The sequence below is a fragment of the Mesorhizobium sp. B283B1A genome (genome assembly GCF_020165735.1).
GTDB classification, from domain to species: Bacteria; Pseudomonadota; Alphaproteobacteria; order Rhizobiales; family Rhizobiaceae; genus Mesorhizobium; species Mesorhizobium opportunistum.
The window spans coordinates 65,130-91,591 of sequence record NZ_JAIUIQ010000012.1 but is presented as its reverse complement, the minus strand read 5'-3'; the positions used below and the strand labels follow the sequence as shown (position 1 = coordinate 91,591).

General features: G+C 64.1%; 26 protein-coding genes and 1 tRNA gene. 20 read left to right on the top strand and 7 right to left on the bottom strand.

What is annotated here, in order from left to right:
- Window positions 1-138 precede the first annotated feature (138 nt).
- Window positions 139-1,557: a coniferyl aldehyde dehydrogenase gene (locus LB577_RS12855; protein WP_224686966.1), complete on the bottom strand. Its 1,419-nt coding sequence runs from the start codon at window positions 1,555-1,557 to the stop codon at window positions 139-141.
- A 186-nt stretch (window positions 1,558-1,743) separates the two neighbouring features.
- Between LB577_RS12855 and LB577_RS12850 the strand changes: the two genes are divergently transcribed.
- Window positions 1,744-2,271 (top strand): hypothetical protein, encoded by a 528-nt coding sequence (locus tag LB577_RS12850; RefSeq protein WP_224686965.1) that lies wholly within the window; start codon window positions 1,744-1,746, stop codon window positions 2,269-2,271.
- On the opposite strand, the gene LB577_RS12845 is transcribed toward LB577_RS12850, so the two are convergent.
- Window positions 2,235-2,624 carry a GNAT family N-acetyltransferase gene (locus LB577_RS12845; RefSeq protein WP_224686964.1) on the bottom strand — a complete coding sequence of 130 codons (390 nt, stop codon included), beginning with the start codon at window positions 2,622-2,624 and terminating at the stop codon, window positions 2,235-2,237. The two genes, LB577_RS12850 and LB577_RS12845, sit on opposite strands and share 37 nt — an antisense overlap.
- A gap of 370 nt (window positions 2,625-2,994) precedes the next feature.
- Here LB577_RS12845 and recQ point away from each other — a divergent pair, with 370 nt between their 5' ends.
- A complete protein-coding gene (gene recQ, locus LB577_RS12840; protein ID WP_224686963.1) occupies window positions 2,995-4,830 on the top strand; it encodes a DNA helicase RecQ in 1,836 nt (611 codons plus the stop codon).
- Window positions 4,831-4,861: 31 nt separating this feature from the next.
- On the opposite strand, the gene LB577_RS12835 is transcribed toward recQ, so the two are convergent.
- Entirely contained in the window at window positions 4,862-5,206 is a 345-nt protein-coding gene (locus LB577_RS12835) for an SDR family oxidoreductase (protein WP_411969252.1), read from the bottom strand.
- A gap of 62 nt (window positions 5,207-5,268) precedes the next feature.
- Between LB577_RS12835 and LB577_RS12830 the strand changes: the two genes are divergently transcribed.
- Window positions 5,269-5,928, top strand: coding sequence for a LysE family translocator (locus LB577_RS12830; protein ID WP_224686962.1), 660 nt, complete (start codon window positions 5,269-5,271; stop codon window positions 5,926-5,928).
- Between the two features lie 88 nt (window positions 5,929-6,016).
- Here LB577_RS12830 and LB577_RS12825 read toward each other — a convergent pair whose 3' ends face one another.
- Window positions 6,017-6,910: a LysR family transcriptional regulator gene (locus LB577_RS12825; protein WP_224686961.1), complete on the bottom strand. Its 894-nt coding sequence runs from the start codon at window positions 6,908-6,910 to the stop codon at window positions 6,017-6,019.
- Window positions 6,911-7,063: 153 nt separating this feature from the next.
- Here LB577_RS12825 and LB577_RS12820 point away from each other — a divergent pair, with 153 nt between their 5' ends.
- Both LB577_RS12820 and LB577_RS12815 read left to right on the top strand, forming a co-directional pair.
- The gene (locus LB577_RS12820; protein WP_140573028.1) at window positions 7,064-7,708 is read left to right on the top strand and encodes a hydrolase; all 645 of its coding nucleotides are present in this window, start codon (window positions 7,064-7,066) and stop codon (window positions 7,706-7,708) included.
- A gap of 272 nt (window positions 7,709-7,980) precedes the next feature.
- Window positions 7,981-9,120, top strand: a complete 1,140-nt coding sequence (locus LB577_RS12815; RefSeq protein WP_224686960.1) for a hypothetical protein — start codon at window positions 7,981-7,983, stop codon at window positions 9,118-9,120.
- 71 nt (window positions 9,121-9,191) lie between these two features.
- Here the strand turns inward: LB577_RS12815 and LB577_RS12810 are convergent.
- Window positions 9,192-9,281, bottom strand: a tRNA-Ser gene (locus LB577_RS12810).
- 334 nt (window positions 9,282-9,615) lie between these two features.
- Between LB577_RS12810 and LB577_RS12805 the strand changes: the two genes are divergently transcribed.
- From LB577_RS12805 to LB577_RS12795, 3 genes are all read left to right on the top strand, one after another.
- Window positions 9,616-10,308, top strand: a complete 693-nt coding sequence (locus tag LB577_RS12805; protein ID WP_224686959.1) for a 50S ribosomal protein L21 — start codon at window positions 9,616-9,618, stop codon at window positions 10,306-10,308.
- 98 nt (window positions 10,309-10,406) lie between these two features.
- Window positions 10,407-10,676 carry a 50S ribosomal protein L27 gene (rpmA, locus tag LB577_RS12800; RefSeq protein ID WP_013892455.1) on the top strand — a complete coding sequence of 90 codons (270 nt, stop codon included), beginning with the start codon at window positions 10,407-10,409 and terminating at the stop codon, window positions 10,674-10,676.
- A 119-nt stretch (window positions 10,677-10,795) separates the two neighbouring features.
- Complete coding sequence (locus LB577_RS12795) at window positions 10,796-11,383, top strand: GNAT family N-acetyltransferase (protein ID WP_224686958.1); 588 nt, start codon at window positions 10,796-10,798, stop codon at window positions 11,381-11,383.
- Between the two features lie 181 nt (window positions 11,384-11,564).
- On the opposite strand, the gene LB577_RS12790 is transcribed toward LB577_RS12795, so the two are convergent.
- Entirely contained in the window at window positions 11,565-12,428 is an 864-nt protein-coding gene (locus LB577_RS12790; protein WP_224686957.1) for an endonuclease/exonuclease/phosphatase family protein, read from the bottom strand.
- A 130-nt stretch (window positions 12,429-12,558) separates the two neighbouring features.
- Here LB577_RS12790 and obgE point away from each other — a divergent pair, with 130 nt between their 5' ends.
- The 5 genes from obgE to LB577_RS12765 all read left to right on the top strand — a co-directional run bounded on the left by obgE (window position 12,559) and on the right by LB577_RS12765 (window position 18,387).
- Entirely contained in the window at window positions 12,559-13,590 is a 1,032-nt protein-coding gene (gene obgE, locus LB577_RS12785) for a GTPase ObgE (RefSeq protein ID WP_023777602.1), read from the top strand.
- Between the two features lie 3 nt (window positions 13,591-13,593).
- On the top strand, window positions 13,594-14,730 hold the full coding sequence (gene proB / locus LB577_RS12780; protein ID WP_224686956.1) for a glutamate 5-kinase: 1,137 nt from the start codon (window positions 13,594-13,596) through the stop codon (window positions 14,728-14,730).
- Between the two features lie 3 nt (window positions 14,731-14,733).
- On the top strand, window positions 14,734-16,020 hold the full coding sequence (locus LB577_RS12775) for a glutamate-5-semialdehyde dehydrogenase (RefSeq protein ID WP_224686955.1): 1,287 nt from the start codon (window positions 14,734-14,736) through the stop codon (window positions 16,018-16,020).
- A gap of 250 nt (window positions 16,021-16,270) precedes the next feature.
- A complete protein-coding gene (locus tag LB577_RS12770) occupies window positions 16,271-16,858 on the top strand; it encodes a nicotinate-nucleotide adenylyltransferase (protein ID WP_041164015.1) in 588 nt (195 codons plus the stop codon).
- A 230-nt stretch (window positions 16,859-17,088) separates the two neighbouring features.
- On the top strand, window positions 17,089-18,387 hold the full coding sequence (locus LB577_RS12765; protein WP_224686954.1) for an MFS transporter: 1,299 nt from the start codon (window positions 17,089-17,091) through the stop codon (window positions 18,385-18,387).
- Here LB577_RS12765 and LB577_RS12760 read toward each other — a convergent pair.
- Window positions 18,348-19,238 (bottom strand): mechanosensitive ion channel family protein, encoded by an 891-nt coding sequence (locus LB577_RS12760; protein ID WP_224686953.1) that lies wholly within the window; start codon window positions 19,236-19,238, stop codon window positions 18,348-18,350. The two genes, LB577_RS12765 and LB577_RS12760, sit on opposite strands and share 40 nt — an antisense overlap.
- A 241-nt stretch (window positions 19,239-19,479) precedes the next feature.
- Here LB577_RS12760 and rsfS point away from each other — a divergent pair, with 241 nt between their 5' ends.
- From rsfS to alr, 7 genes are all read left to right on the top strand, one after another.
- Window positions 19,480-19,857 carry a ribosome silencing factor gene (gene rsfS, locus LB577_RS12755; RefSeq protein ID WP_023777607.1) on the top strand — a complete coding sequence of 126 codons (378 nt, stop codon included), beginning with the start codon at window positions 19,480-19,482 and terminating at the stop codon, window positions 19,855-19,857.
- Between the two features lie 70 nt (window positions 19,858-19,927).
- Window positions 19,928-20,410 (top strand): 23S rRNA (pseudouridine(1915)-N(3))-methyltransferase RlmH, encoded by a 483-nt coding sequence (gene rlmH / locus LB577_RS12750; protein WP_224686952.1) that lies wholly within the window; start codon window positions 19,928-19,930, stop codon window positions 20,408-20,410.
- A 166-nt stretch (window positions 20,411-20,576) separates the two neighbouring features.
- Entirely contained in the window at window positions 20,577-21,932 is a 1,356-nt protein-coding gene (locus tag LB577_RS12745; RefSeq protein WP_224686951.1) for a murein hydrolase activator EnvC family protein, read from the top strand.
- A gap of 1 nt (window position 21,933) precedes the next feature.
- On the top strand, window positions 21,934-23,265 hold the full coding sequence (locus tag LB577_RS12740; protein ID WP_023777611.1) for a S41 family peptidase: 1,332 nt from the start codon (window positions 21,934-21,936) through the stop codon (window positions 23,263-23,265).
- A 194-nt stretch (window positions 23,266-23,459) separates the two neighbouring features.
- The gene (locus LB577_RS12735) at window positions 23,460-24,641 is read left to right on the top strand and encodes a divergent polysaccharide deacetylase family protein (RefSeq protein ID WP_224686950.1); all 1,182 of its coding nucleotides are present in this window, start codon (window positions 23,460-23,462) and stop codon (window positions 24,639-24,641) included.
- A 50-nt stretch (window positions 24,642-24,691) separates the two neighbouring features.
- A complete protein-coding gene (locus LB577_RS12730) occupies window positions 24,692-25,207 on the top strand; it encodes an RNA pyrophosphohydrolase (protein ID WP_224686949.1) in 516 nt (171 codons plus the stop codon).
- 77 nt (window positions 25,208-25,284) lie between these two features.
- A complete protein-coding gene (gene alr / locus LB577_RS12725; RefSeq protein ID WP_224686948.1) occupies window positions 25,285-26,424 on the top strand; it encodes an alanine racemase in 1,140 nt (379 codons plus the stop codon).
- The last annotated feature ends 38 nt before the right edge of the window (window positions 26,425-26,462 follow it).

Here is a 26,462-nt window from a genome sequence, read left to right as displayed (position 1 = left end):
AAAACCCGCGCCCCAAGGAGCGCGGGTTTGTTGCCTGGGCGCTTGTGGCGCCGCGGTACTCAAGACATCACCGCAGGATTGGAAACCTGCCGAATGATGGTGAATATAAACTTAATGCGCGGAGATCACGGCGTTTGATCAGGTGATCCGCTGAAGCAGGCCGAAAAGCCGTTCGAACGTCTTGCCGTAGGGCGGGCGCAGCAGGGAGCCCGCGCTCAGGCGCGACTGCAGGAAGACCGGTTTCTCCTTGCTGAAGGTGCGGAAGCCCCATTGCCCGTGATAAGCACCCATGCCGCTGGCGCCGACACCACCGAAGGGCTGGTTCTCCTGCACCAGATGCAGCATGCAGTCGTTGATGGTGACACCGCCGGCGACGGTTTCGTGCAGGATGCGCTGGCGGTTGCCTCTGTCACGCCCGAACCAGTAGAGCGCCAACGGGCGGTCGGCCCGGTTCACGTGGTCGATCGCCTCGTCGATGGTGGCGTATTCGACGATCGGCAGCACCGGCCCGAAGATCTCCTCGCGCATCAGCCGCATGTCCGGGCTGGCATTGCTGACCAGTGTCGGCAGGAGCTTGCGGCTGGTGCCGAGATCTTCGCCGGCCGGGTTGATTTCGGTGACATCGGCGCCGGCATCGCGGGCCTCGGCGATCATGTCGCGCAGGCGCTGGTAATGCCGGTCGCTGATGATGGCGGTATAGTCGGGATTGTCGCGCAAGGAGGGGTAGAGCCGCGCGATCGCCGTTGCGAGCTTGGCGGCGACCGTGCTTGCCTGTCCCTTGGGCACCAGCAGATAGTCCGGCGCGATGCAGGTCTGTCCGGCATTCAACAGCTTGCCGTAGGCGATGCTGGACGCCGCCGCGTCGAAGTCGCAGGACGGATCGAAGATCGCCGGCGACTTGCCGCCGAGTTCGAGCGTGACCGGTGTCAGGTTGGCGGCGGCCGCGATCGCCACTTGGCGGCCGACCGCGGTCGAGCCGGTGAACAGCAGATGATCGAAAGGCATCGACACGAATGCCCTCCCCATTTCGGCATCGCCGGTGATGACGCTGAGCTCATCCGGGGCGAAATGCTCGCCGGCCAGCCTGGCCAGCAGCTCCGAGAAAGCAGGCGTCAGTTCGGACGGCTTGACGAGCACGCGGTTGCCGGCGGCAAGGGCTGCCGTCACTGGCGCGACGGCAAGTTGAAAAGGATAATTCCAGGGCGAGACGATGCCGACGACACCGAGCGGCTGCGCGACGAGGCGGTTCTTGCCCGGCAGGAACGGCAAGGTGGTGGCGACACGGCGCTCCCGCATCCAGCCTTTCAGGTGGGACAGGGCGTGGCGGATACCGGCACGCACGACAAACAGTTCGGCAAGGCGCGTCTCGTGCGTCGAGCGGCCGCCAAAGTCGATGTCGATCGCCGCGCAGATGTCGGCTTCATGCCGCTCGGTCAGCGCCAGCAGGCGTTGCAGGCGGTCCTTGCGGATGTCGATATCGGGAAAGGGCTGCTTCTCGAAGGCGGCACGCTGCAGCTGGAACCGCTCGCCGAGGATGTCCTGTCTCACCTGCAGCATCGTGCCCTCCCTGGCTCGCCTGACCAAGCTTACATCCTAGCGCGTGAAGGAATCCAGCTGGGTGCAGGTGTCGCAGGGGAAGGTGTTCGTGACCGATCGTTGCCGGGGACAACCCTGAAGCTCTTGCGTGTGGGGACAATCTAATGCATCCTATGCGAGAACAAGCGAGGTTACCATGAGCTGCAGATGAGTCGTTTGGACGACGCCTCAGTCGATATGCTGCATGGGCGCGCAACGGACAAAGATTGCGGACAGACCAGGGGGGCGGATATGAACGCAAAACATCACATGCTGGCGGTGGCGGCCATTTTCTTTGTGACGGGTGCGATCGGGACTATATCCTCGATTGCTCTGCTGATGTTTGGGCAGTCACCGAATATCGTCAGCGCCATCTCGAGTGTGGCCTATGTCATCGGCGCGTACTACTTCCTGAAGGGATCGCGACCCGCGAAAATTTTCCTTGCAGCGATGGCTGCTCTTGCGACCCTGCTCGAGGGAGTGCTTGGAATAGCTGTCGTCGCACATGGCCAAATGGCGTTCGGGCTGCTTATTCTGCTGCTGGCGGCACTCACCGCTTATTGCTTTTGCATGCTGCAGTTCTCGAAAGCCCTCAATGCCGAGTTCGATCGCCGATCCGAGGCTTATCGGCTGAAGAAGGAAAAGGCGGCTCGGCGCTTCTATGAAGAACTGGAGCAAGGCGGCAGCCGGGAATGATGCCAGCGGCTGCGGGCGGCCTGCAAACTATCGTCGCAAGGCAATCGCCGTTGCGGGCCTATGTGAGCGCGCGTTGCATGATGATGGTGCGCTCTTCGCCGTGGTAGCTGTCGCGCACGGCCCTGAAGCCTAGCCTGACGTAAGGCTTCGGCTGTAAGGGATGACGGGACAGTCAGCAGCTTCATCCCGCCTTTTCGCGCGGCCAGTTCGCTCTCGGCCATCAGTCGCCTGCCAACGCCTTGTCCCTGGACATCGGGAGCGACGAACACAGTTCTGATCACCTCTCCGTCGAGGCTGGCGGTTCCGACGATGCGGCCGGCGATCGTGGCGACAAAGACGTCACGCTTGCCCATCAATTCCAGCACGGCGGACGGACTGAAGCTCGGCTCCACTCGCGCGATGATCTCAGGCTAATAGTCCCTGACATTGCTCTCGCGCAAGGCGCGCAGGATCACCGCGCTGATGTCCTCGGCATCGCTTTTTCGGGCAACGCGAACCTTGCACGTCATGACGGCTTGTGGCGGCTCTCCACGGACTGTCTCCGTCCCTTGTAAACAAGGCGAGGCCGGCTTCTCAGCCATGCGGTCTCGCGGGTTCCTGCGAAGGGGCGTTGTGGTTGCCTGACGGCTGCGCTACTCCAGGGCATCGAAAGGAGAGCATTTTGACCGGTTTCCACATCCTCTCCAATCTCCGAAAAATCGCTTCCGATCCGGTGTCCGCCTGATGCCGGCACAGGCTGCGAGCATGCGGGCCGAGGATCCCAAGCGGCGTGTCCTGAAGGACGTGTTCGGCTTCGACGATTTCCGGCCCGGCCAGGCCGATGTCATGGACGCGCTGCTCGGCGGGCGCCATGTGCTGGCCGTGATGCCGACGGGGGCGGGCAAGTCGCTTTGCTACCAGGTGCCGGCGCTGGTCCTGGGCGGGCTCACCATCGTCGTTTCGCCGTTGGTGGCGCTGATGCAGGATCAGGTCGCCGCCTTGCGGTTGGCAGGCGTTGCCGCCGACACGATCAATTCCTCGCTCGACCGCGACGCCAATGTCGCGGCCTGGCGCCGCGTGGCTTCGGGCCAGACGCGGCTGCTTTACCTGGCGCCGGAGCGGCTGATGACCGAGCGCATGCTCGAGGCGCTCGCCAGGCTCGACGTCAGCCTGATCGCGATCGACGAGGCGCATTGCATTTCACAATGGGGCCCGGCGTTCCGGCGCGAATATGAGGATTTGTCGCGGCTGCGCGGCATTTTTGCGAAAGTGCCGATCATCGCCGTGACGGCGACCGCGGATGAGAGTACGCGCACCGACATCGCCGTCCGGCTGTTCGCCGAGCGTGTCGAAACGCTGGTGCTGGGTTTCGACCGGCCAAACATCAAGCTCGCCATCGCGGCCAAGCAGGACAGCAAGTGCCAGCTGCTCAACTTCATCGAGCGGCATCCCGGCCGCAGCGGCATCGTCTATTGCCTGTCGCGCAAGAAGACGGAGGAGATGGCGGCTTTCCTGGAGAAGAACGGCGTCACCGCGCTCGCCTATCATGCCGGCATGAGCAAGGACGCGCGTGAAGCGAACCAAAACGCGTTCATGACGCTCTCGGGCGTCGTCATGGTGGCGACCATCGCCTTCGGCATGGGCATCGACAAGCCGGATGTCGCCTATGTCTTCCACACCGATATGCCGGGCAGCCTCGAAGCCTATTATCAGGAGATCGGCCGCGCCGGCCGCGACGGGCGTGAGGCCGAGGCGCATATGCTGTTCGGCCTTGGCGACATCCGCATGCGCAGGCTGTTCATCGACGACGAGGATGCGTCGCCCGAGCACAAGAGGCGCTCGCATCGCCGGCTCGACACGCTGATCGGTTATTGCGAGACGGCGCAATGCCGCCGCCAGGTGCTGCTCGGCTATTTCGGCGAGGAGGCGCAGCCTTGCGGCAATTGCGACAATTGCCTCGACCAGGTGCCGCGCGCCGATGGCGCCGCCGAGGCGCGCATCATCCTGGCCGCGGTCGCGCAAAGCGGCGAACGCTTCGGCGCCGCCCATGTCATCGACATCCTGACCGGCCATGAAACCGAGAAGGTGCTGGCCAGGGGCCATGAAAAGCTCGCCGGCTTCGGCAGCGGCGTGGCGCACAAGAAGGATTTCTGGATGTCGCTGATCCGCCAGCTTGTCGCGGGCGGTTTCCTGGAACCGGACCCGAGCGGCCATGGCGGCCTCGCCATCGCCGAGAAGGGCCATGCGCTTGGCCGGGGCGAGGTGGCGTTCCACTACCGCGTCGAGGTGCGCGGCCGAGCCTTGCGCAAGATGCGGGCGGTCGAGGCTTCGGGTGCCGAAGGCGTCGATGCTTCGTTGCTTGCCACGCTCAAATCCGTGCGGCTGCGATTGGCGAAGGAGCGCCAGGTGCCGGCCTATGTGGTGTTTTCCGACCGCACGCTGATCGACATGGCCGAGCGCTGCCCGCGCGACCTCGACGCCTTCGCCGAAGTGAATGGCGTGGGGGCGGCGAAGCTCAAGGAGTTCGGCCAGGCTTTTCTCGCGGCAATCGTGGCGCATCAGTCCGATGGGTCGGCCTGAACGCCCTCACCAAATCCTTTGCCGGCAATCGTCACATCTGTATCGACATGCCGCCATCGACGGTCAGGACATGCCCGTTGACGAAAGACGCGGCGTCGCTGGCGAGGAAGAGTGCGGCGCCGGCAATTTCCCGCGGCCGCCCGCAGCGCTGCAGCGGAACCCGCTGGCGGGCGAAGGCAACCAAATCGGGGTCTGCCGCCATCGCGGCATTGGTCTCGGTGGTGAACATGCCTGGCGCGATGGCGTTGCTGGTCACGCCGTGCACGAATCCGATGTCCGACGACGCTGTTTTTTCTGATTGCGCCGCTTTTTTCGGCGCGTCGGTCCAAGAAACACGAAATGTGGGAGGAAACAGGGTCGGTTCGGCGGATGCCAAAGGGCGGCCGGTCTTCGACGCCAGGCAAACGGCGACTATGTGAAATCGGTTACGGAAGACCGGTGCCGGGCACTTTACACAGCCGCATGCAGAACATGCCGCTCGTGACGGTCGCCTTCGTATCAGTGCTCGGCATGGCGGTTCCAGGGCCGGATGTCGTGCTGGCCATCACCAACGGCTCACGCTACGGCGTCAGGAACGCCTTCATCGCCATGGCCGGCGTGGTGCTTTCCGACTTCGTCCTCATCTGCGTGGTTGGGCTCGGCTTCGGCGCGCTTCTGCTGGCCTCGGAACTCTATCTCTCCGCGCTCAGGATGGTTGGCGCCGGCTATCTGCTGTTCGTCGCGGTCCGCACGCTCCGCATCTCCACCGCGTCCCGACCTGCAATCGATCCCGCCATTCTCCAAAAGACCCAGTCGACCAAGGCCCTCATTCTGCGTTGCTTCGTGGTGGCGGTCACGAACCCCGAGGCTTGGCTGTTTTTCCCCGCCATCCTGCCACCCTTTGTCGACACCAATGAGCCGATTGCGATGCAATATGCCGTTCTGGCCATCATCATCGCAGTGGCGGATGTCTTGGTGCTGATGCTCTACGCGACCCTTGGCTCACGGGCGGTCAAGCTCCTGGCCGGCCCCAACGCCGTGTGGATAGATCGATTCTATGGTCTTGCCCTGCTCGTTCTTTCGAGCGTTCTCATCCTGCAGGCCCTGGGCCATCTTTGAGGTGGCGCCGAGGCGACCCGATGGAATGGCGGGCCGAGAACGACGAAACGGAGAACTATAGCTACTCTATTCCTCTCCATTGCCCTCCCTAGCCGTCGAGACCCCAAAGATCCGGGTTCCGTTTGAAATACTCAGTCAGCATTTCGGTGAGCACCCGCACTTTCCGCGTGGGATGCTGACCCGGCGGGCGGACGACATACGCGGCCCCCGGCGGTACCGGATAGCGCTTCATGATCGGGACCAGCGCGCCCGAGGCGACATAGTCATATGTGATGCAATCGGGGAGCCAGGCGATGCCGAGACCTGCCGCCGCCGCCGCGGCAAGCGCCGTGGCGCTGTCGGCCTTGAACCTGCCCTGCGGCTGAACCGTAACAATCCTGCCGCCATCCATGAACTGCCAGCCTTCCGTTCCCTGCATCAGGGCCTGATGGGCGATGAGTTCATCCGGGGTCTCAGGTGATCCGTGTAGCTCGATATAATCCGGGCTTGCGACAAGCTTTCCATGGATCGGCCCGACGCGTTTCGCGATCAGGTTGGAGTCCTGAAGATAGGCGCCGCGGATCGCACAATCGAAACCCTCCGCGATGAGATCGACGAACCGATCGCTGTAGGAGGTATGGATGTGAAGTCTTGGATGCAGACGCGCCATTTCCGCCAGCACGGGGGCGAAGTGGGTCGCCCCGAAAGTAAGCGGCATTGCGACCCTCAAACGACCGCGCAACTCGCCGGTGGGGAGGATCGTTTCCCTGGCGGTATCGATCTCGGCGCTGGCCCGGGCCGCATGGTCCCTGAACGTGATTCCCGCTTCCGTGAGTGCCGCGCCGCGGGTTGTTCGTGCAAGGAGCTGGACGCCAAGCTCGGCTTCGATCCTAAAGAGCCGCCGGCTGACGATTGACTTGGAGACGCCGAGCCGGCGTGCGGCGGCCGATACGCCCCCTGCATCGGCCACTGCGACGAATGTCTGCAGGTCTTCGATGTCCATCCAGCGTTCCTCATTTCGCGACACAGCTTGCCTGAATGTGACACTACCGCATCACCAAGAGGAACAGCAAATTGCGTCCAGGCAACGTCGCCCGCCAGCGCATGTCTCCCGTGAACCTATTGCCGTCCATGGCGGCAGAGAAAGGAAGTCTTGATGACCCCTCGCAACGGCCTCGATTCGCTTCTTCGTCCTGAAGATTCGGTCCTCGTTCTGATCGATCACCAACCTTATCAGCTCGCAAACCTGAACAGCCACGATCCGCACATGGTGGTGAACAACACGACCGCGCTGGCGAAGCTGGCAAAAGCCTTCAATGTTCCGACCATTCTCACCAGCGTGATCGCGGCGCGCGGTGGACTGCTCTTCAAGCAGGTCACCGACGTATTTCCGGACCAGGAAGTCATCGATCGCACCTGGGTGAACACCTGGCAGGACGAGAATGTGGTGAACGTCGTCAAGGCGACCGGCCGCAAGCAACTGATCATCGCCGGCCTGTGGACCGAGGTTTGCGTCGCAATGCCTGTGATCCAGGCAGCCGGCGAAGGCTGGGACGTGACCGTGATCACCGACGCATCGGGCGGGATTTCGAAGGAGTCTCACGAAGTTGCCATCCAGCGAATGATCGCGGCCGGCGCGAACGTGATGACCGTGATGGCGCTCGCTGGCGAATGGCAACGCGATTGGGCGCGCACCGAGCATGTCGAGGAGCTGACCGAGATTCTCATCCAGCACTTCGGCGGCAGCGGCATCGCGTATCTTTGGGAGCAGCAGCTTCTCAACACGCCAGTAGCCGGCTGATCCCGGCCGGCATGGCGGTGAGGGCCGGAATCGATCCGTTGCCGACCCTCGCCTCCCAGGGAAGCCTTCTGCCGAAACAAATCCGCTCATGTGCGGCGATTGCGTGTGATCCCACCCGCCGCCTTTGAATAACTCGCGGAGTTCCTCGATGCCTCCCACCTTCACCCTTGGCCTGCATCATGCTCTGGTGTCGGCTCCACGCTGATGTAGCTCTCGCGGAGACCCCGCGAATCGTTGAAACTGATGTCCTCCGGCATCCGGTCTGAGCGGCAATGAGCGAATATCAATACTACGAGTTCCAGGCGATCGATCAACCGCTCAGCGTCGCGGATCGCGCGGCCCTGCGGGATCTGTCGACACGGGCGCGGATCACGGCCACCAGCTTCATCAATTTCTATGAATGGGGTGACTTCAAGGGCGATCCGGACGAGCTCATGGAGCGCTGTTTCGATCTTCATCTTTACCTGGCGAACTGGGGCTCACGCCGCTTGATGATGAAGCTGCCGGCCCGGCTGGTCGACCGGAAGCGTCTCTGCGCCTTTTTCGAGGGGACCGACGGCGTCTCACTCAGGATGGTCGGCGAGAACGTCATTTTGAGTGTCTCCCGCGACGAATTGGAGCTCGAGGATTGGGGCGACGACGAGCGTTGGCTAACAGCCATGGGACCGCTTCGGGCGGACCTGCTCTCAGGCGACCTCCGGCTTTTCTATCTGCTTTGGCTGATGGCTGCCGAAATGGAGGCGATCGAGCCCAATGAGCCGGAACCGATGTCGGGCATCGGACCGTTGACAGATGCGCTCGAAGCGTTTGCCCGGTTCTTCGGCATCGACTACGATCTTGTCCAGGCAGCGACGGAGCGAAGTGCTGCCGCTGATCGGGACGGCGCTTCGCCAGATATGGTTCAACGGACAATCACCGCGATGACCGATGCCGAGAAAACCGGACTGCTGGTGAGAGTTTTCGATGGCGAGCCGCATGCGTCGGCGGAACTGCGCGCCATGGTCCGGGCGCGCTTGCAGCCCCCGGCCGCGGTCGCCGTTCCACGCACAATGGCTGAATTGCAAGCCAGGGCACGTGAAATCCGTCTTGCCCGTGAGCACCGTGAGGCAGAGTTGGCGGAGATGCAGCGGCGACTTCAGGCGGAAGCGGCCGAGAAGGCCCGCCAAGTTCGGCTTGAAGGCATTCTCCGCCGAGGGGAAGAAAACGTATGGAGGGATGTCGAGGATGAAATCGCGCGTCGCAACCCCGCCGGCTATGACAAGGCGGTGGCTCTTCTTTCGGATCTTCTGGCGCTTGCAGAAAAACAGGGTGCGACAGAGGAATTTCATCTCCGGCTTCAATCGATCCGGGAACGCCACGCTGGCAAGGGCCGCTTCATCGAACGTCTGGGGATCGCCGCCCTCCTACGCTGAAGCTTCGGAGGGCATCCCGCTTCGCGCGACCGGCGCACCAAATCCTGCGAAGCTCGAAGAGCGAAGCAGGATGGCGGAGAGGGAGGGATTCGAACCCCCGATGGGCTTGCACCCATGCCGCATTTCGAGTGCGGTGCATTCGACCACTCTGCCACCTCTCCGCGGTCATGGTCGGCCGTTGCCGGCGCGGCGCACTAGATAACGGCTGAACGGACAGGTTACAAGGCCAAATCCGCGGGGAAATTCAGCTTGCCGTCCGGGTCCGGCCGGGATCGAGATCATCCGTCCCCGGCAGCCGATGCCAGCCGGTACGCCAGGGCCAAGGAATCGGGCCGTTTGCCTTGACTCGCGCTCAACCTTCGGTTAGGGACAGCGCGCAATCGGCGTGGAGGGTTTTTCCGCGCCGCTTGTTTTTTGAACCCGCAGACTGACAAAAAGACGGCCGAACCGCCAGAGGCGGTTCATCAAGGCCGACCGAACAGCGAAAGGCAAAAAATGTTCGCAGTCATCAAAACGGGCGGCAAGCAGTATCGCGTCGCCGCCAACGATCTCCTGAAGATCGAAAAAGTCGAAGCCAATGTCGGCGATATCGTCGAGATCGGCCACGTGCTCGCGCATGGCGAGGGCGAAAACGTCACGTTCGGCGCGCCGTTCGTCGATGGCGCTCTGGTCACGGCGGAAGTCGTCGAGCAGGGCAAGAACCGCACGGTCATCGCTTTCAAGAAGCGCCGCCGTCAGAATTCGCGCCGCAAGATCGGCCATCGCCAGCTTTTGACCACCGTGCGGATCTCCGAGATCCTGCTGGGTGGCGCAAAGCCGACGAAGACGGCAGCGGTGAAGGCGCCGAAGAAGGAAGCCAAGGCCGAACTGGCCTCCGAGGCAAAGGCCGAGGCCGCGCCGAAGGAAGCCAAGGCCAAGAAGGAAGCTGCTCCGAAGGACGACGCAAACGCCGAGACCGCCGCCGCGCCGCTGTTCAAGGCGCCGAAGGGCGAGCCGGACGATTTGACCGTGATCAAGGGCATCGGCCCGGTCGCCGCCAAGGATCTCGCCGAGCAGGGCATCATCACCTTCGCGCAGCTCGCCAAGCTGACCGAAAAGGATGTCGCCAAGATCGACGAGCACATGCCGTTCAGCGCCGACCAGATCAAGGACTGGCGCGAACAGGCCAAGGAACTGGCGAAGAAGTAATTTTTCTGGCGACTGGGTCGCCGGATCGGACTTGAAACGGAACGCGAACGCGTTCATAAGGCCTTTTAGGCGCCTTGCGGCGCAACGGAGTTAGTTAGATGGCACACAAGAAAGCTGGCGGCTCGTCGCGCAACGGTCGCGACTCGCATTCCAAGCGTCTGGGCGTGAAGAAGTTCGGCGGCGAAGCCGTCATCCCGGGCAACATCATCATTCGTCAACGCGGCACGACCTGGCATCCCGGCGTCAATGTCGGCATGGGCACGGATCATACGCTTTTCGCGCTCGAATCCGGCGCCGTGATGTTCAACAAGAAAGCCAACGGCCGAACCTACGTATCGGTCAATCCGATTACCAAAGCCGCGGAGTAGCCGGTTCCGCACTAGAACACCGGCGCCCATCTCGGGAACCGGTGTCTGGCAAAACCAGGAAAAGGATCAGGGGAGATGGGTTTCCATCTCCCCTTTTTCTTGTGCCTGGAGGACTTTCAATGGTTGCCGAAGCGGAAGACACCGACGACGAAAGTTACGCGATAGACTGCCCGGTGCTGGTCACCGAGCGGCTGGTGATGCGGGCGCCCTGTGAAAGCGATGTCGCGCAACTGGTGGAGCTTGCCGACAACCGCCATGTCGCCGAAATGCTGGCGCGCATGCCGCACCCCTATGGCGAGGCCGAGGCACGCGCCTTCCTCGCCATGACCAAGTCGCGTCGCGCAGGCATCGTCTATGCCCTGACGCTGGCCGGCACCGACACTTTCGTCGGCTGCGCGGGCTTGAACACCACCGATCGCGGGCTGGAACTCGGCTACTGGATCGGCGAACCCTGTTGGAAGAAGGGCTATGCGACGGAAGCCGCTCACGCGCTGGTCGACCTCGCCTTCCAGAAGACCTCGATCCAGGTGTTGCATGCCTCGACACGGGTCATCAATCCGGCCTCGCGCCGGGTCATCCACAAATGCGGTTTCCAGTATGCCGGCCAGGGAATGTTGAACTCGATCGTCGCCGGCCAGGTGCCGGTCGAGCGCTACCGGCTGGATCGCAAGACCTGGATCAGCCTGCGGAACTGGGTGCATTTCTAGATGGGGCGATATTCAGGTGAGGCCGGCCTGCAAACGATGGTTTTCTGCGCTTCCGGTGCTCACGGACTTCATGTCCGCTCCGCTCCGGTTCTCGGAAACCATCGTTTTCGACTCGGCCTGACCTGAATCTCGCCCCATCTCGGCGCGTGCCGCAAACCAAAGGTTTTGAACGAAGCCTAAGTCAGCCCAGTTCGGCCCAGACGGGCAAATGGTCCGAGCCAACCGCTTGGCGGTCGACCCACAGGCGCCTCAGGGATCGGGCAAGCGAGGCGCTGGTGAAGACGTAATCGATGCGCTTGTGGCGGCTGGCATCCTCGGGCCGTTTGGGATCGACCCAAGTGGCGAGATCGGCCACATCGAGGCGCACTGCGGCATCGACGGCAAAGTCGGCGGTCAGCGGCATGCCGAATTCATGGTCCGGGCGGCCGGCGAGTTCGACATATTCGGGCGAGCCGGCCAGCATGTTGAAATCGCCCATGCCGACAAAGGCTTCCGGATGCGGCAGTTCCGGCAGGCCGATCTCGGCGACGCCGGACAATGCGCCGCCTTCGAGCGCATAGTTCAACAGGCGCTGGCGCAGGAACTGGATCTGGCTGGCGCGTTCGACCGGGCTGCGGTGATCGAGATGGATGGAATAGAAGCGGATGAAACCGAGCGGCGTCTCGATCAGCGCTTCCAGCGCGCCGCGCTGGAAGTTCATCATCTCGAAGCTGCGGCTGCGCGGCAGAAGCAGGTTGCGCGACAGATGAATGGGCGTCTTCGACAGCATCATGTTGCCAAGCTGGAAGGTCGTGGTGATGGCGCGCCCATCCTCGATGCGCGAACCGATATTGGCCTCGAAATTGCTGCCGTAGACGGCAAAGTAGTCGGGCAGCGCCTCGCCGATCTCGGCGACCATGTCGCGGCCGCCGTTCCTCGGATTGTTGCGGGTGACCTCCTGCAGCGCGATGACGTCGGCGTCGCGCACGGTGTCGGCGATGCGCCCGACATCGTAGCGCCCATCAAGACCGATGCCATACTGGATGTTGTAAGTTACCAGCTTCATGCCAACATCTTTCCGGCCAACCCCGCGCGGCCATTGTCACAAAACGGCCTCGCCCTTCGCCGCGCCTTGGTTTAGAGCAAGGCCTAAGGTTTAGAGCAATGCCGCAAGGCCAATAAAGAAACTGCGATCCATGAAATTTCTCGATCAAGCCAAGGTCTATGTCCGCTCCGGTGACGGGGGCGCCGGTTCGGTGTCGTTCCGGCGCGAAAAGTTCATCGAATTCGGCGGGCCGGACGGCGGCGATGGCGGTCGCGGCGGCGATGTCTGGCTGGAAGCGGTCGACGGGCTGAACACGCTGATCGACTATCGCTACCAGCAGCACTTCAAGGCCAAGACTGGTGTCCATGGCATGGGCCGCAACATGACCGGCGCCAAGGGCGCCGACGTCACGCTCAAGGTGCCGGCCGGAACGCAGGTGTTCGAGGAGGATAACGAGACGCTGATCTGTGACCTTACCGTGGTCGGCCAGCGCTTCCTGCTCGCCAAGGGCGGCAATGGCGGCTTCGGCAACCAGCATTTCAAGACCTCGACCAACCAGGCGCCGCGCCGCGCCAATCCCGGCCTGCCGGGCGAAGAGCTCAACATCTGGCTGCGGCTGAAGCTGATCGCCGATGCCGGCCTGGTCGGGCTGCCCAATGCCGGCAAGTCGACATTTCTGGCCGCCGTCACCGCGGCCAAGCCGAAGATCGCCGACTATCCATTCACGACGCTGCATCCAGGCCTCGGCGTCGCCCGCATCGACGCTCGCGAATTCGTCATCGCCGATATTCCCGGTCTCATCGAAGGCGCGCATGAAGGCGTCGGCATCGGCGACCGCTTCCTCGGCCATGTCGAGCGCACGCGCGTGCTGCTGCACCTGGTCTCGGCGCAGGAAGAAAATCCGGGCAAGGCCTACAAGACCGTGCGCGCCGAACTCGATGCCTATGGCCATGGCCTGATCGAGAAAGCCGAGATCCTGGCCCTTTCGCAGGTCGATACGCTTGATGCCGATGAGCGCAAGAAGAAGGTCGCTTCACTGAAGCGCGCCGCCGGCCGTGCGCCGATGCTGTTGTCTGCCGTCACCGGCGAAGGTGTCGAGGCGGTGCAGCGTGCCCTGATGACGGTGATCGCCGAGGCTCGCGCGCAAGCTCTTCCCGTGGCCGAGACGCGCTGGGAAAAGTAAGGCATGCAGTCGCTCAGGAAATACCGGCGCATCACCGTCAAGATCGGCTCGGCGTTGCTCGTCGACCGCGCGGCGGGTCTGAAGCGCGACTGGCTGGCCTCGCTCGCCGACGATATCGCGGTGCTGGCCAATGGCGGTGCGGAAATCCTCGTCGTGTCCTCGGGCGCCATCGCGCTTGGCCGCACCATTCTTGGCCTCGGCAAGCGTGCGCTGAAGCTGGAGGAAAGCCAGGCCGCGGCCGCCGTCGGACAGATCGCGCTCGCCGGCGCCTGGTCGGATGCGCTCGGCAAGGGCGCCCTGAAATCAGGCCAGATTCTCTTGACCCTTGGCGACACAGAAGAACGCCGGCGGTATCTCAACGCCAGGGCGACGATCTCGACATTGCTCAAGATGAAGGCGGTGCCGGTCATCAACGAGAACGACACGGTCGCCACCTCCGAAATCCGCTATGGCGACAATGACCGGCTGGCCGCGCGCGTCGCCACGATGATGGGCGCCGACCTCCTGGTGCTGCTCTCCGACATTGACGGGCTCTACACCGCGCCGCCGGCGCGCGACCCGCAAGCCAAGTTCATCCCCGTGGTCGACCGCATCACATCCGATATCGAAGCCATGGCGGGAGCCGCCGCCTCCGAACTGTCGCGCGGCGGCATGCGCACGAAGCTCGATGCCGGCAAGATCGCCACGGCCGCCGGCACGGCGATGATCATCACATCGGGGACGCGGCTGTCGCCGCTGATGGCGATCGAGCGTGGCGAACGCGCCACTTTCTTCCGGCCGAGCGCCAATCCGGTCAAGGGCTACAAGACGTGGATCGCTGGCCAGCTCGAGCCGGCCGGCCGGCTGACGGTCGATGCCGGCGCCATCGGCGCGCTGCTGTCCGGCAAATCGCTGCTGCCGGCCGGCGTCAAGCTGGTCAGCGGCAATTTCTCGCGGGGCGACACGGTGGCGATCCTGTCGCCCGAGGGCCGCGAGATCGCGCGCGGACTGGTTGCCTACGATGCCGCCGATGCCGTAAGGATCGCTGGCCTGAAGACAGCCGAGATCGAAACCATTCTCGGCTACGAAGCGCGTTCGGCGATGATCCACCGTGACGATCTGGTGGTCAATCACGCCGGAGGCGACACAAGCGGAGGATGAGCCATGCTGAAACTGCATGAAAAATCCGGGGACGACACCGTGGCGCTGATGGCCGATATCGGCCGCCGTGCCCGCGCTGCCGCCCGACCGCTGGCCATCGCCACCACCGCCGCCAAGAATGCCGCGCTTGTCGCCATGGCCGACGCCATCCTGCGCAACGAGCAGGAGATTCTCGACGCCAACGCCATCGATGTCTCGAATGGCCATGAGTCCGGGCTTTCCGCTTCCTTCATGGATCGGCTGAAGCTCGATCCGGTGCGTATCCGTGCCATGGCCGAAGGGATTCGCGAGATTGCGGAACTCAAGGATCCCGTCCGCGACGTCATCGCCGCCTGGGAGCGGCCGAACGGCCTGCAGATCGAGCGCGTGCGTACGCCGCTCGGCGTCGTCGGCGTCATCTACGAGAGCCGCCCGAACGTGACGGCGGATGCCGGCGCGCTCTGCCTCAAGGCCGGCAATCCGGTGATCCTGCGCGGCGGCTCGGATTCACTCAATTCGTCTTCCGCCATCCACGCCTGCCTTGTCGAAGGCCTTAAGGCGGCCGGCCTGCCGGAAGATGCCATCCAGCTGGTGCCGACCACCGACCGCGCCGCTGTCGGCGAGATGCTGAAGGGGCTTGGCGGCACGCTCGACGTCATCATCCCGCGCGGCGGCAAAAGCCTTGTCGGGCGGGTGCAGAACGAGGCGCGCGTGCCGGTCTTTGCCCATCTCGAAGGCATCTGCCACCTCTATATCGACCGCTCGGCCGATCTCGACATGGCGGTCAGGATCGCCGTCAACGCCAAGATGCGGCGCACCGGCGTCTGCGGCGCCGCCGAGACGCTGCTGGTCGACCGTGCGGTGGCGTCGACGCATCTGGTGCCGATCCTCGACGCGCTGCGCGCCGCCGGCTGCGAGATTCATGCCGATGCCGAAGTGCTGAAGCTGTTTTTCGACGCCAAGCCGGCTGATGATGCCGACTGGGTGACGGAATATCTCGACGCCATCATCGCGGTGAAGCTGGTCGACGGCGTCAGCGGTGCGATCGAGCATATCGAGACCTTCTCCTCGCATCACACGGAGGCGATCGTCGCCGAGGATGTCAAAGCGGTGGAGCGGTTCTTCAACGAGATCGATTCGGCGATCCTGCTGCACAACGCCTCGACGCAGTTCGCCGATGGCGGTGAGTTCGGCATGGGCGCCGAGATCGGCATCGCCACCGGCAAGATGCATGCGCGCGGACCGGTCGGCGTCGAACAGCTGACATCGTTCAAATACCGCGTGCGCGGGTCGGGACAGGTGAGGCCGTGACGTTTTTTGCTGCTAGAGCGTGAAGCGTTGCGCCCAGGCACCCCCCTCTGTCCTGCCGGACATCTCCCCCGCAAGGGGGGAGATTGGCTGGCATTTTGGATTTCGCCAACCTTCAACGCTGCAAGATTTACCTCTTCGCCGAAATTGCTGATCTCCCCCCTTGCGGGGGAGATGCCCGGCAGGGCAGAGGGGGGTGCTTAGCGCGATGCTATCTCCTTCCCCGCCCCCAGCACCCTCCGCCTACCTCAAAATGCCGCATGCCGAAAAAGGCCTGGCCGTCGGTCTGTTCGGCGGCTCGTTCAATCCGCCGCATGCCGGCCATGCGCTGGTCGCCGAGATCGCGCTGAGGCGCCTGGCGCTCGATCAGTTGTGGTGGATGGTGACGCCGGGCAATCCGCTGAAGAACACACGCGAACTGGCGCCGCTGACGGAGCGGCTGCAATTGTCGGAGCGGATCGCCAAGAACCCGAAGATCAAGGTCACCGCCTTCGAGGCGGCGCATCACGTGCGCTACACCGCCGACACGCTGGCGCTGGTCAAGGCGCGCAATCCCGGCGTCGATTTCGTCTGGATCATGGGCGCCGACAGTTTGCGCGACTTCCATCACTGGCAGCGCTGGCGCGAGATCGTGCTGACCTTCCCGATCGCAGTCATCGACCGACCGGGGGCGACGCTGTCGTTCCTGTCGTCGGTCGTCGCCAAGACCTTCGACTATGCCCGCGTCGACGAAGGCGATGCGCCGCGGCTGGCGCGCATGAAAGCGCCGGCCTGGACCTTCATCCACGGCCCGCGCTCGTCGCTGTCGTCGAGCGCGATCCGCCGGATGGCAAAGGGATAAGGGTGCCACGGGGTTTCTCCCTTCTCCCCTTGCGGGAGAAGGTGTCGCCGAAGGCGACGGATGAGGGGTGCTCCAGGGAACGCTAACGCCTCACTCCGCTGGAACACCCCTCATCCGTCTCGGCGCTGCGCGCCGATCCACCTTCTCCCGCAAGCAAGGGGAGAAGGGAAGACCGCCGATGTCGCTTTTGCAGGGGCTTTTCGCCGTGGAGTGGGCGATCTTGTCTGAACATGACCACTCTCGTGAAGCACCAACCCGAAGTCGATCCGGAGCAGGGCAGCGCGCCGACGCCGCTGATCGCGATCGCCAGCGTCATCGTTTCGATGGCGCTGATCGCCATCGGCAACGGGCTGATGTTCGCTTACATACCTGTCCGGCTCGGTGCCGAAGGTTTCGACCCGACCTGGGCCGGGCTGATCGTCACCGGCCTGTCGGCCGGCGGTCTCGCCGGCTGCATCCTGACCGGGCCGCTGGTGCGCAGGGTCGGCCATGCCCGTGCCTTCATGGTGCTGTCGGCGCTGATCGCGCTGTCCAACGCCGCAATCGGCGCCGGACCGCATCCGCTGCCGTGGATCGGGGCACGCGCCCTCTACGGCTTTGCCATTTGCGGCCTGTTCATCGTTGCGCAGAGCTGGCTCAACGATGCCATCGCCAACGCCATACGCGGCCGGGTGATGGCCTTCTTCTACGTCGCCTATGTCGCCGGGCTCGGTGTCGGCTATGCGGCGCTGGCTTTCATCGACATCAGAGCCGCGGATGCGCCCTTGATTGGCATCGCCTTCACCGCCCTGTCGATCCTGCCCGTTGGCATGACGCGGCTGGCGCAGCCGCCGGCGCCCCAGGCAGCCTCGGTGGCGCTGCGCCGGGCCTGGCGGATTTCACCGGTCGGCGTTGCCGGCATGCTGGCGGTCGGCGGCCTGTCGATGTCGATTTCCGGCTTCGCGCCGATCCATGCCACAGCCAAGGGCTACAGCCAGGCCGATGTGGCGCTTTTGCTTTCGGTGATGCCGCTTGGTACGTTGATCCTGCAGCTTCCGCTTGGCTGGATCTCCGACCGCACCGATCGCCGCTATGTGCTGATCGGGGCGTCGGCGCTGGCCGCGGCGGCGGGCATGCTTGCGCTCGGTTTCGACGGCGGTGCGCTGGCGGCGCTGCTGGTGATCTATGTCTTGTGGGACGGCGCCTCGGAATCGATCTATTCACTGGCCAGCGCGCACGCCGCCGACCGTGCCGGCAAGGACGACATGGTGGCATTGTCCAGCTCGCTCCTGTTTGCCTGGTCGCTGTCGGGCTTCATCGTGCCGGGCATCGTAACGGCGCTGTCGGCCGTCTTCGGCACACAGGCCTTCATCTATGTGGCAATCGTCATTGCCTGCGCCTTCTGCCTGTTCGTGCTGCTGCGCGTGTTCACGACACGGCCTGTTCCGGCCACCGAGACCGGCAGCTTCGCGCCGATGACCGCGCAGGCGCCGCTGCCGGTCGAACTTGCCTATGCGCCGGACGAACAGGACCGGCCTCGAAGCAATTGATTATTGCCGGCGGCTTCCGGCGCCGGTGCTTCCGGTGGCGGCAGCGGGATCGATATGCCTTCCGAATCGAACTCCTGCTTGGCGCGCTTGGTGAGATCGGCCTGGGTGGCGAAGAAATCCGCTGACGATGTCCAGTAGCGCAAGGTGATCGAGACGGTGCTGTCGCCCAATGCCGCAACGAAGGCGATCGGTGCCGGCTGGCGCTTCACGCGACGCTCAGCGGCAGCGATCGCCAGCAATGCCTTCTGGGCGCGATCGATATCGTTCCACGAGCCGATGCTGAGCGTGATGTCGGCACGCCGGACGCCGTTGCGGGTGAAATTGCGCACCGGCTGGTTCCACAGCGTCGAATTGGGCGCCAGGATGTAGACGCCATCGGCGGTTCTGAGCTTCGTGGCGAACAGCCCGATTTCCTCGATCGAACCGGCGATGGAGCCAACCTCGACGGATTCGCCGATGCGGAACGGCCGCAGCGCCAGAAGCATGATGCCGGCGGCGATGTTCTGCAGCGTGCCTTGCAGCGCCAGGCCTATGGCCAGGCCAATGGCGCCGAGCGCGGCGATGATCGAAGCGGTCTGAACGCCGAACTGGCCAAGCACCATGATGACGACGAGGACCAGTATGGCGTAGCGGACGATCTTGGAAAGGAAATGCCGCAGCGTCTGGTCAAAGCCGTGAATATGGCCGAGGCCGGCAAAGATCGAGCGCTCGCCGAGGCCGGCGATGATGTAGCCGACAACCAGAAGGATGACCGCGCCGATGGCGGAGAAGGAATAGGAGACGATCAGCGTACTGAGTTGCGCGAGGCCGGCCTGGACGGTGAGCAGAGTGTCGTGGGGGTCGATCGGCATGGCAGGATTCCGGTTGGTCGATGAGCCGATAACCGATGCGGGAAGGCTGGGTTCCGACCTTTTTGCCTCTCGCATGGAACAACCGCGCAGCCGGCGAGTTCGCGTGAATCGGAGCTCCGTCTTGAAACTGCAACGGAACTCTGCCTATCTAAGTGGTGTCATCCGCTTTTGGGGTGATTTGGTTGTTCTTGCTGCGAAAGGAAATACACTGAGAACAGCACTGCGGAAGAGGGCCGATATCGTGCCTTCGCCGGCCAGGATCAGCGTAGACGACGCCGTGTCCCGTGCCATCAAGACAGTCCTTGCCAGTCTGGAAGACTCCAAGGCCGAAAATATTGTCTCAATCGACATTCAGGGGAAATCGAGCCTCGGCGACTACATGGTCGTCGCGTCTGGCCGATCGCACCGTCATGTCTCGGCTGTCGCCGATCATCTCCTCAAGGCGCTCAAGGATGCCGGCCTCGGCACCGCGCGCGTCGAGGGGTTGTCCGGCGCCGACTGGGTCCTGATCGATTCGGGCGATATCATCGTCCATGTCTTCCGTCCCGAAGTCCGCGAATTCTACAATCTCGAAAAGATGTGGCAGGCGCCGGATCTCGAGGAAGAGACCCTTCACTAAGCTGCCCTGTGTCGTCGCCCAGAACCGGATTTCCTTTGGGTGACATGCATTGGCGGCTTATAGAGGCGGGATGAAGATTTCAGTTCATGCCGTGGGCCGAATGAAAGCCGGCCCCGAGCGGGAGTTGGCCGAGCGCTATTTCGAGCGCTTCGCCAAGAGCGGCCCTGTGGTGGGGCTCGAATTCGCCGGCGTCACCGAGATCGCCGAGGGCCGTGCGCAGGGCGCCACCGAGCGCCAGCGCGACGAAGCTTCCCGGCTGCAGGCGCAACTGCAGCCAGGCACGGCGCTGGTCCTGCTCGACGAGCGCGGCAAGAGCCTTTCCTCGCAGGATTTCGCCAATCGCATCGGCCAGTTGCGCGATGGCGGGCGCAAGGCGCTGGTGCTCGCCATAGGCGGCGCCGACGGCCACGACGCGTCGCTGCGTGAGCAGGCCGAACTGGTGGTCTCGTTCGGCGCGCTCACCTGGCCGCATCAACTGGTGCGGGTGATGCTGGGGGAACAGCTCTACCGGGTGGCGACGATCCTGTCGGGCCATCCCTATCACAGATCTTGAAAGCCGCCGCTCCGCACCGAATTCCGCCCCAATGCCGCGCAAGATCGCGGTCGGAACCGCTTCCCTTCCGCATGTCGTTGTTCCAAAAGCACCGCGCAACTTTGGGCGACACGCGTTAACATGGTTGATGGTTCGTTAACGAAGCCGCAGATAGAGTCGATCGCGAATGTCTGAAGGCTGGAAATCGACACTGAGTCTATCAACAGGGGGCTCCTCAACACGCAGCCCTTGGCGCGTGCGCTGCGGCATCGCGGCGGCGGCGATTCTTCTGTCGCTCCAGGGGGCGCGGGCCGAGAACACGCTCGACATGGCTCCCGATCCGGACCAGAGCCGCGCCGAATACGAACAGGTTTCCAAGGAAATAACGCTGTCGTCGGAACGGCTGGCCAAGCTTGCCGCCGACATCGCTGCGGTCAAGAAGGACCACGCCTCGATCACCGCCGCGTTGATCCAGTCGGCGATGACCGAGCAGAAGCTCGGCCAGGACATCGAGGATATCGGCGCCAAACTGGAGGGGCTGAAGGGCCAGCAGCAGAAGATCCGCGCCTCGCTCATGGCACGACGCGATGTGCTGGCCGAAGTGCTGGGTGCCTTGCAGCGCATGGGCCTGAACCCGCCGCCGGCGATCCTGGTCAAGCCGGAGGACGCGCTGTCGTCGGTGCGCAGCGCCATCCTGCTCGGCGCCGTGGTTCCGGAATTGCGTCAGCAAACCGACAGCCTGCTGGCCGACCTCAAGGAGCAGACCCGGGTGACGGCCTCGATCGAGGCCGAACGGGCGCGGCTGACGGAGGCGGTCGGCGAGCAGGCGGCGGAAAAGAAGCGGCTCGGCATGCTGCTCGAGGCCAAGCAGAAGCTCGAGGCCGACACAAAGGCGCAGATGGCGGCCGAGCAGCAGAAATCCGAGGCGCTGGCCGCCAGGGCCAGCAGCCTGAAGGACCTGATCGCGTCGCTCGAAGCGCAGGCCGAGAAGACCCGCAAGGCCGCGGATGCCGCAAAGGCGGCCACGCCGGGCGCCGATCAGACGGGCGGCGACAAGACGGCGTCGCTGCCGGTCCCCGAAGCCAATCAACTCACCGCGACTGCCCCCTTTTCGGCACTGCAAGGGCAGATCGCGCTGCCGGTCACAGGCCGAATCAAGCGCCGGTTCGGCGCCGATGACGGTAGCGGCGCCTTGATGCTTGGCGACATGCTTGCGACACAATCGGGAGCCATCGTCACCGCTCCGGCGGATGGGAATGTGCTTTATGCGGGGCCGTTTCGCTCCTACGGTCAACTCTTGATCCTCAATGCCGGCGACGGTTATCATGTCGTTCTGGCGGGGATGAGCAGAATCAGCGTCGTGACTGGCCAGTCGGTGCTCGCAGGAGAGCCGGTCGGCGCGATGGGAGAAGCCCGGGTAGCGAGTACCTCGGTTTCGAAGAATGGAAATGCCACGCCGGAACTCTATGTCGAGTTCCGTAAGGATGGAAAACCCGTCGATCCGGCCCCATGGTGGGCGGACCGTTTTTCTGGAAGGACGTGAAATGATGCGGAAACTGTCGCTTCTGTTTGCCGGTGCGCTGATGGGCGCGTCCGCCATGAGCCTTGTCTATGGCGCTCCTGGCTCGTCGGCGAACGCTGCGGGGTCGGAGACCTACAAGCAACTCGCGATCTTCGGCGACATCTTCGAGCGGGTGCGGGCACAATATGTCACGCCGCCCGACGACAAGTCGCTGGTCGAGAACGCCATCAACGGCATGCTTTCCTCGCTCGACCCGCACTCCTCCTACATGAACGCCGAACAGGCGCAGGACATGCGCGTGCAGACCAAGGGCGAGTTCGGCGGCCTCGGCATCGAGGTCACCATGGAGAACGACCTGGTCAAGGTGATCACGCCGATCGACGACACGCCGGCCGCCAAGGCTGGCGTGCTGGCCGGCGACTATATCGCCAAGATCGATGGCGAAGAGGTTCGTGGCCTGACCCTCAACGACGCGGTCGACAAGATGCGCGGCCTGGTCAACACGCCGATCAAGCTCACCATCCTGCGCCAGGGCGCCGACAAGCCGATCGAGCTTACGGTGGTGCGCGACATCATCAAGGTCAAGGCGGTCAAGTTCCGGGTCGAGAACGACATCGGCTACATGAAGATCACCTCCTTCACCGAAAAGACCTATGACGACCTCGAGAACGCGATCGACACCATCAAGAAGCAGGTGCCGGACGATAAGCTCAAGGGCTATGTGCTCGACCTACGCCTCAATCCGGGCGGCCTGCTCGACCAGGCGGTGAGCGTGTCCGACGCCTTCCTCAAGCGTGGCGAGATCGTCTCGACGCGCGGACGCGATCCGAAGGACGTCACCCGCTTCGACGCCAAGCCGAAGCAGACCGACGACATCAACGGCAAGCCGATGATCGTACTCGTCAATGGCGGCTCGGCCAGCGCTTCCGAAATCGTCGCCGGCGCGCTGCAGGACCTGCGCCGCGTCACGGTGGTGGGCACGCAGTCCTTCGGCAAGGGTTCGGTGCAGACCATCATTCCGCTCGGCGAGAATGGCGCGCTCAGGCTGACGACGGCGCTTTATTACACGCCGTCGGGCAAGTCGATCCAGGGCAAGGGCATCACGCCCGATATCAAGGTCGACCAGCCGTTGCCGCCGGAACTGCAGGGCAGGGACCTGACGCGTGGCGAGTCCGATCTCAAGGGCCACATCAAGGGCGCCGACGAGAGCAAGACCGGCTCGGGCTCGGCCGCCTATGTGCCGCCGGATCCGAAGGACGACCTGCAGCTCATCTATGCCGAGCAGCTGCTGCGCGGCCAGAAGACCGATCCGGCCTTCCCGCCCAATCCGGAAAAGGCCGTGCTCAACCAGTAGTGGTTTGGCCGGCCAGGTCTGGCCGCCTGACCCAAGCAATGCGATGCTGCCGGGACCCTTGGGTTCCGGCAGTTTGATTCGGGGGCAAGATGGGGCCTCCAGATGCGGCGCCAAGGGGTGCGCCAGGATTGATGAATTCGCGCAGGTCTTCTCGAAGGACTACCCTTCGGAACCATGCGCCCCGGGGACAGGGCTTGGCTGATATCGGCAAGGACATCGAACGCCCGCTTGGACAGACTGTCCGGGTGCCGCGCGCCGCCGGCAAGATCAGCGCGGGCGTGGTCGCCTCAGCCATTGTCGTGCTGGGCGTGGTCGGCGTTTCCGGTGCGATCGCGCTCAGGGAAAAGCCGTTTCGCAAGCCGCAGGAGGTTGCCGTCTCGACGCCGAAGGTGACGGCGGCTGCCGAACCCGCCGCCGCACCTCCAGCCTTGGCGCCGGCCGCCGTCCCGAAGGCGCAGACGCCAGCCAAGACAGGCGGCCCGCAGATCATCCATGTGCAGACGGAAGAGGGCGACGGCCCGCCCAAGGCGGGGATCGTCATTCGCGATCCGTCGAGCATCGGGCAGAATCTGAAGATCGCGCATCTTCCCGACAAGGCGCTGATCGAAACCAGCGATAGCGGGCCCTTGCCGATGCGCGCCGCCGATGGAAGGCGGCCATTCGACGTCTATGCGCGGCCCTGGTCCGGCGCGCGCGGGGCACGGGTGGCGATCGTCATCGGCGGGCTCGCGGTTTCACAGACCGGCACTCAGGCGGCGATCGCCAAGCTGCCGCCGGAGGTGACGCTGGGCTTTGCCCCGCAGGGCAACAGCATCGGCCGCTGGATGCAGGCCGCCAGGCAGGGCGGCCACGAGATCGTCATGCAGGTGCCGCTCGAACCGTTCGACTATCCCAGCGTCAATCCGGGCCGCAACACGCTGACGGTGGCGGCAAGTGCCGACGAGAACCTGAAAAGCCTGCACTGGGCGCTGTCACGGACGACGAACTACACCGGCGTCATGAACTATATGGGCGCCCGCTTCTCGGCCGATGCCACGGCGATGGGGCCGTTCATGGCCGAGCTCGGCAAGCGCGGCCTCGCCTATGTCGACGACGGCTCATCGGCACGCAGCCTCGCACCGGACCTGGCGCTGAAGGACGGCGTGCCCTTCGTCGCCGGCGACATGGCGATCGATGCGGTGCAGGATCGCGGCGAAATCCTGAAGAAGCTCGACAGCCTGGAAGCGACAGCGCGGGCCAAGGGCTTTGCCGTCGGCATCGGCTCGGCCTTCGACCTGACGGTCGACACGGTGTCGTCCTGGGTGGCCGAAGCCAAGAAGCGCGGCATCGAGATCGTGCCGATTTCAGCGGTGGCCATTGATCCGCAAAAAGGCTGACGATCCACTGATCGCAACAAACCCACTGGAACGACCGGAGAGAGCGTCAGATGGCCAAAAAGATCGACCGCGAAACGCTGCCTTATCGCCCCTGTGTCGGGCTGATGATCCTCAACGCCGAGGGCCTGGTCTGGGTCGGGCACCGCATTGCGGAACCCGACAGCGAATTTGCCGGCACCACGCAGCTCTGGCAGATGCCGCAAGGCGGCATCGACAAGGGCGAGGAGCCGCTGGAAGCGGCGGAGCGGGAGCTCTATGAAGAGACGGGCATGCGCAGCGTCTCGCTCATTGCCGAGGCGCCGGACTGGATCAACTATGATCTGCCGGACCACCTCGTCGGCATCGCCTTCAAGGGCCGCTATCGCGGCCAGACGCAGAAATGGTTCGCCTTCCGCTTCCATGGCGATACCAGCGAAATCCAGATCAATCCGCCGCCGGGAGGCCACACCGCCGAATTCGACGAATGGGCATGGCGGCCGATGCAGGATCTGCCCGACCTGATCGTGCCGTTCAAGCGCCATGTCTATGAGGATGTGGTGGCGACGTTCCGGCACCTGGTGGCATAGAAGGACGAGATGCAGCTGCGGTTGCCGCGCGGGTCCTGCGGTCCTATTGATGTCTGTCCGCCACAAGAAGGGTCGCCATGAACGACGCCTCCAAGAGGTCGCTGTCCGGGGATGCCGCTGGCGTAAGCGAAGCGGCGGCGGGAGCCATTCTCACCATCGATCTCGGCGCGATCCGTGAAAACTACCGGCGGCTGAAAGCGCAACTGGGCGGCGTGCGTTGCGCCGGCGTGGTCAAGGCGGACGGCTACGGTCTCGGTGCGACGCAGGTGGCATCGGCGCTGATGAAGGATGGCTGCGACACCTTCTTCGTCGCGCTGCTGGCCGAAGGCACCAGCCTGCGCAAGGCGATCGGCGCCGGGCCAGACATCTACGTGCTGAACGGGCTGCCGCCGGGCTCGGAGCCGGAAGCCGTGGCCGCCGGCCTGTGCGCGGTCATCAACAGCGGCGCGCAGTTGAAGGCCTGGCGCGCGGCGGCGCATGGCGCCGGCCGCCAGTTTCCGGCCGCTATCCAGGTCGACAGCGGCATGTCGCGGCTTGGCATGGCGCCTGCCGAGGTCGAGGCGGTGGTAAAGGATACCGGCGCGTTCGCGGGCATCGACGTCAGATACGTGATGAGCCATCTGGCCTGCGCCGACGAGCCGCGCCATCCGGCCAACGAGCAGCAGCGGCTGGCGTTTGAACGGCTACGTGCCCTGCTGCCGGAGGCGCCTGCCTCGCTCGCCAATTCCTCCGGCATTTTCCTTGGGCCGCGCTACCACTACGATCTGGCCCGGCCGGGGGCGGCGCTCTACGGCATCAACCCGACGCCTGGCGCGCCCAATCCGATGCTGCCCGTGGTGCGGCTGCAGGCCAAGGTTGCCCAGACGCGCGGCATCGAAAAGGGCACCGGCGTCGGCTACGGCCACAGCTACCACGCCGAAGGTCCGCGCAGCCTGGCGACGATCTCGTTCGGCTATGCCGATGGCTGGTTGCGCCGCTCGGCCTCGGCGGCCTGGTTCGAAGGGGTGCGTCTGCCTTTCCTCGGGCGTGTGTCGATGGATTCGATCATACTCGACATTTCGGCCCTGCCGCCCGGCAAACTGCGCGAGGGCGACCTGGTCGAGTTGCTGGGTCCTTCGCAAAGCGTCGACGATGCCGCCGGCCATGCCGGCACCATCGGATATGAAATCCTGGCCAGCCTAGGCACGCGCTTTCACCGCCGATACGTCGATAGCTAGCCCCTCGAGACTAGCCTCTTGGCGGGCGCGGCAAAATC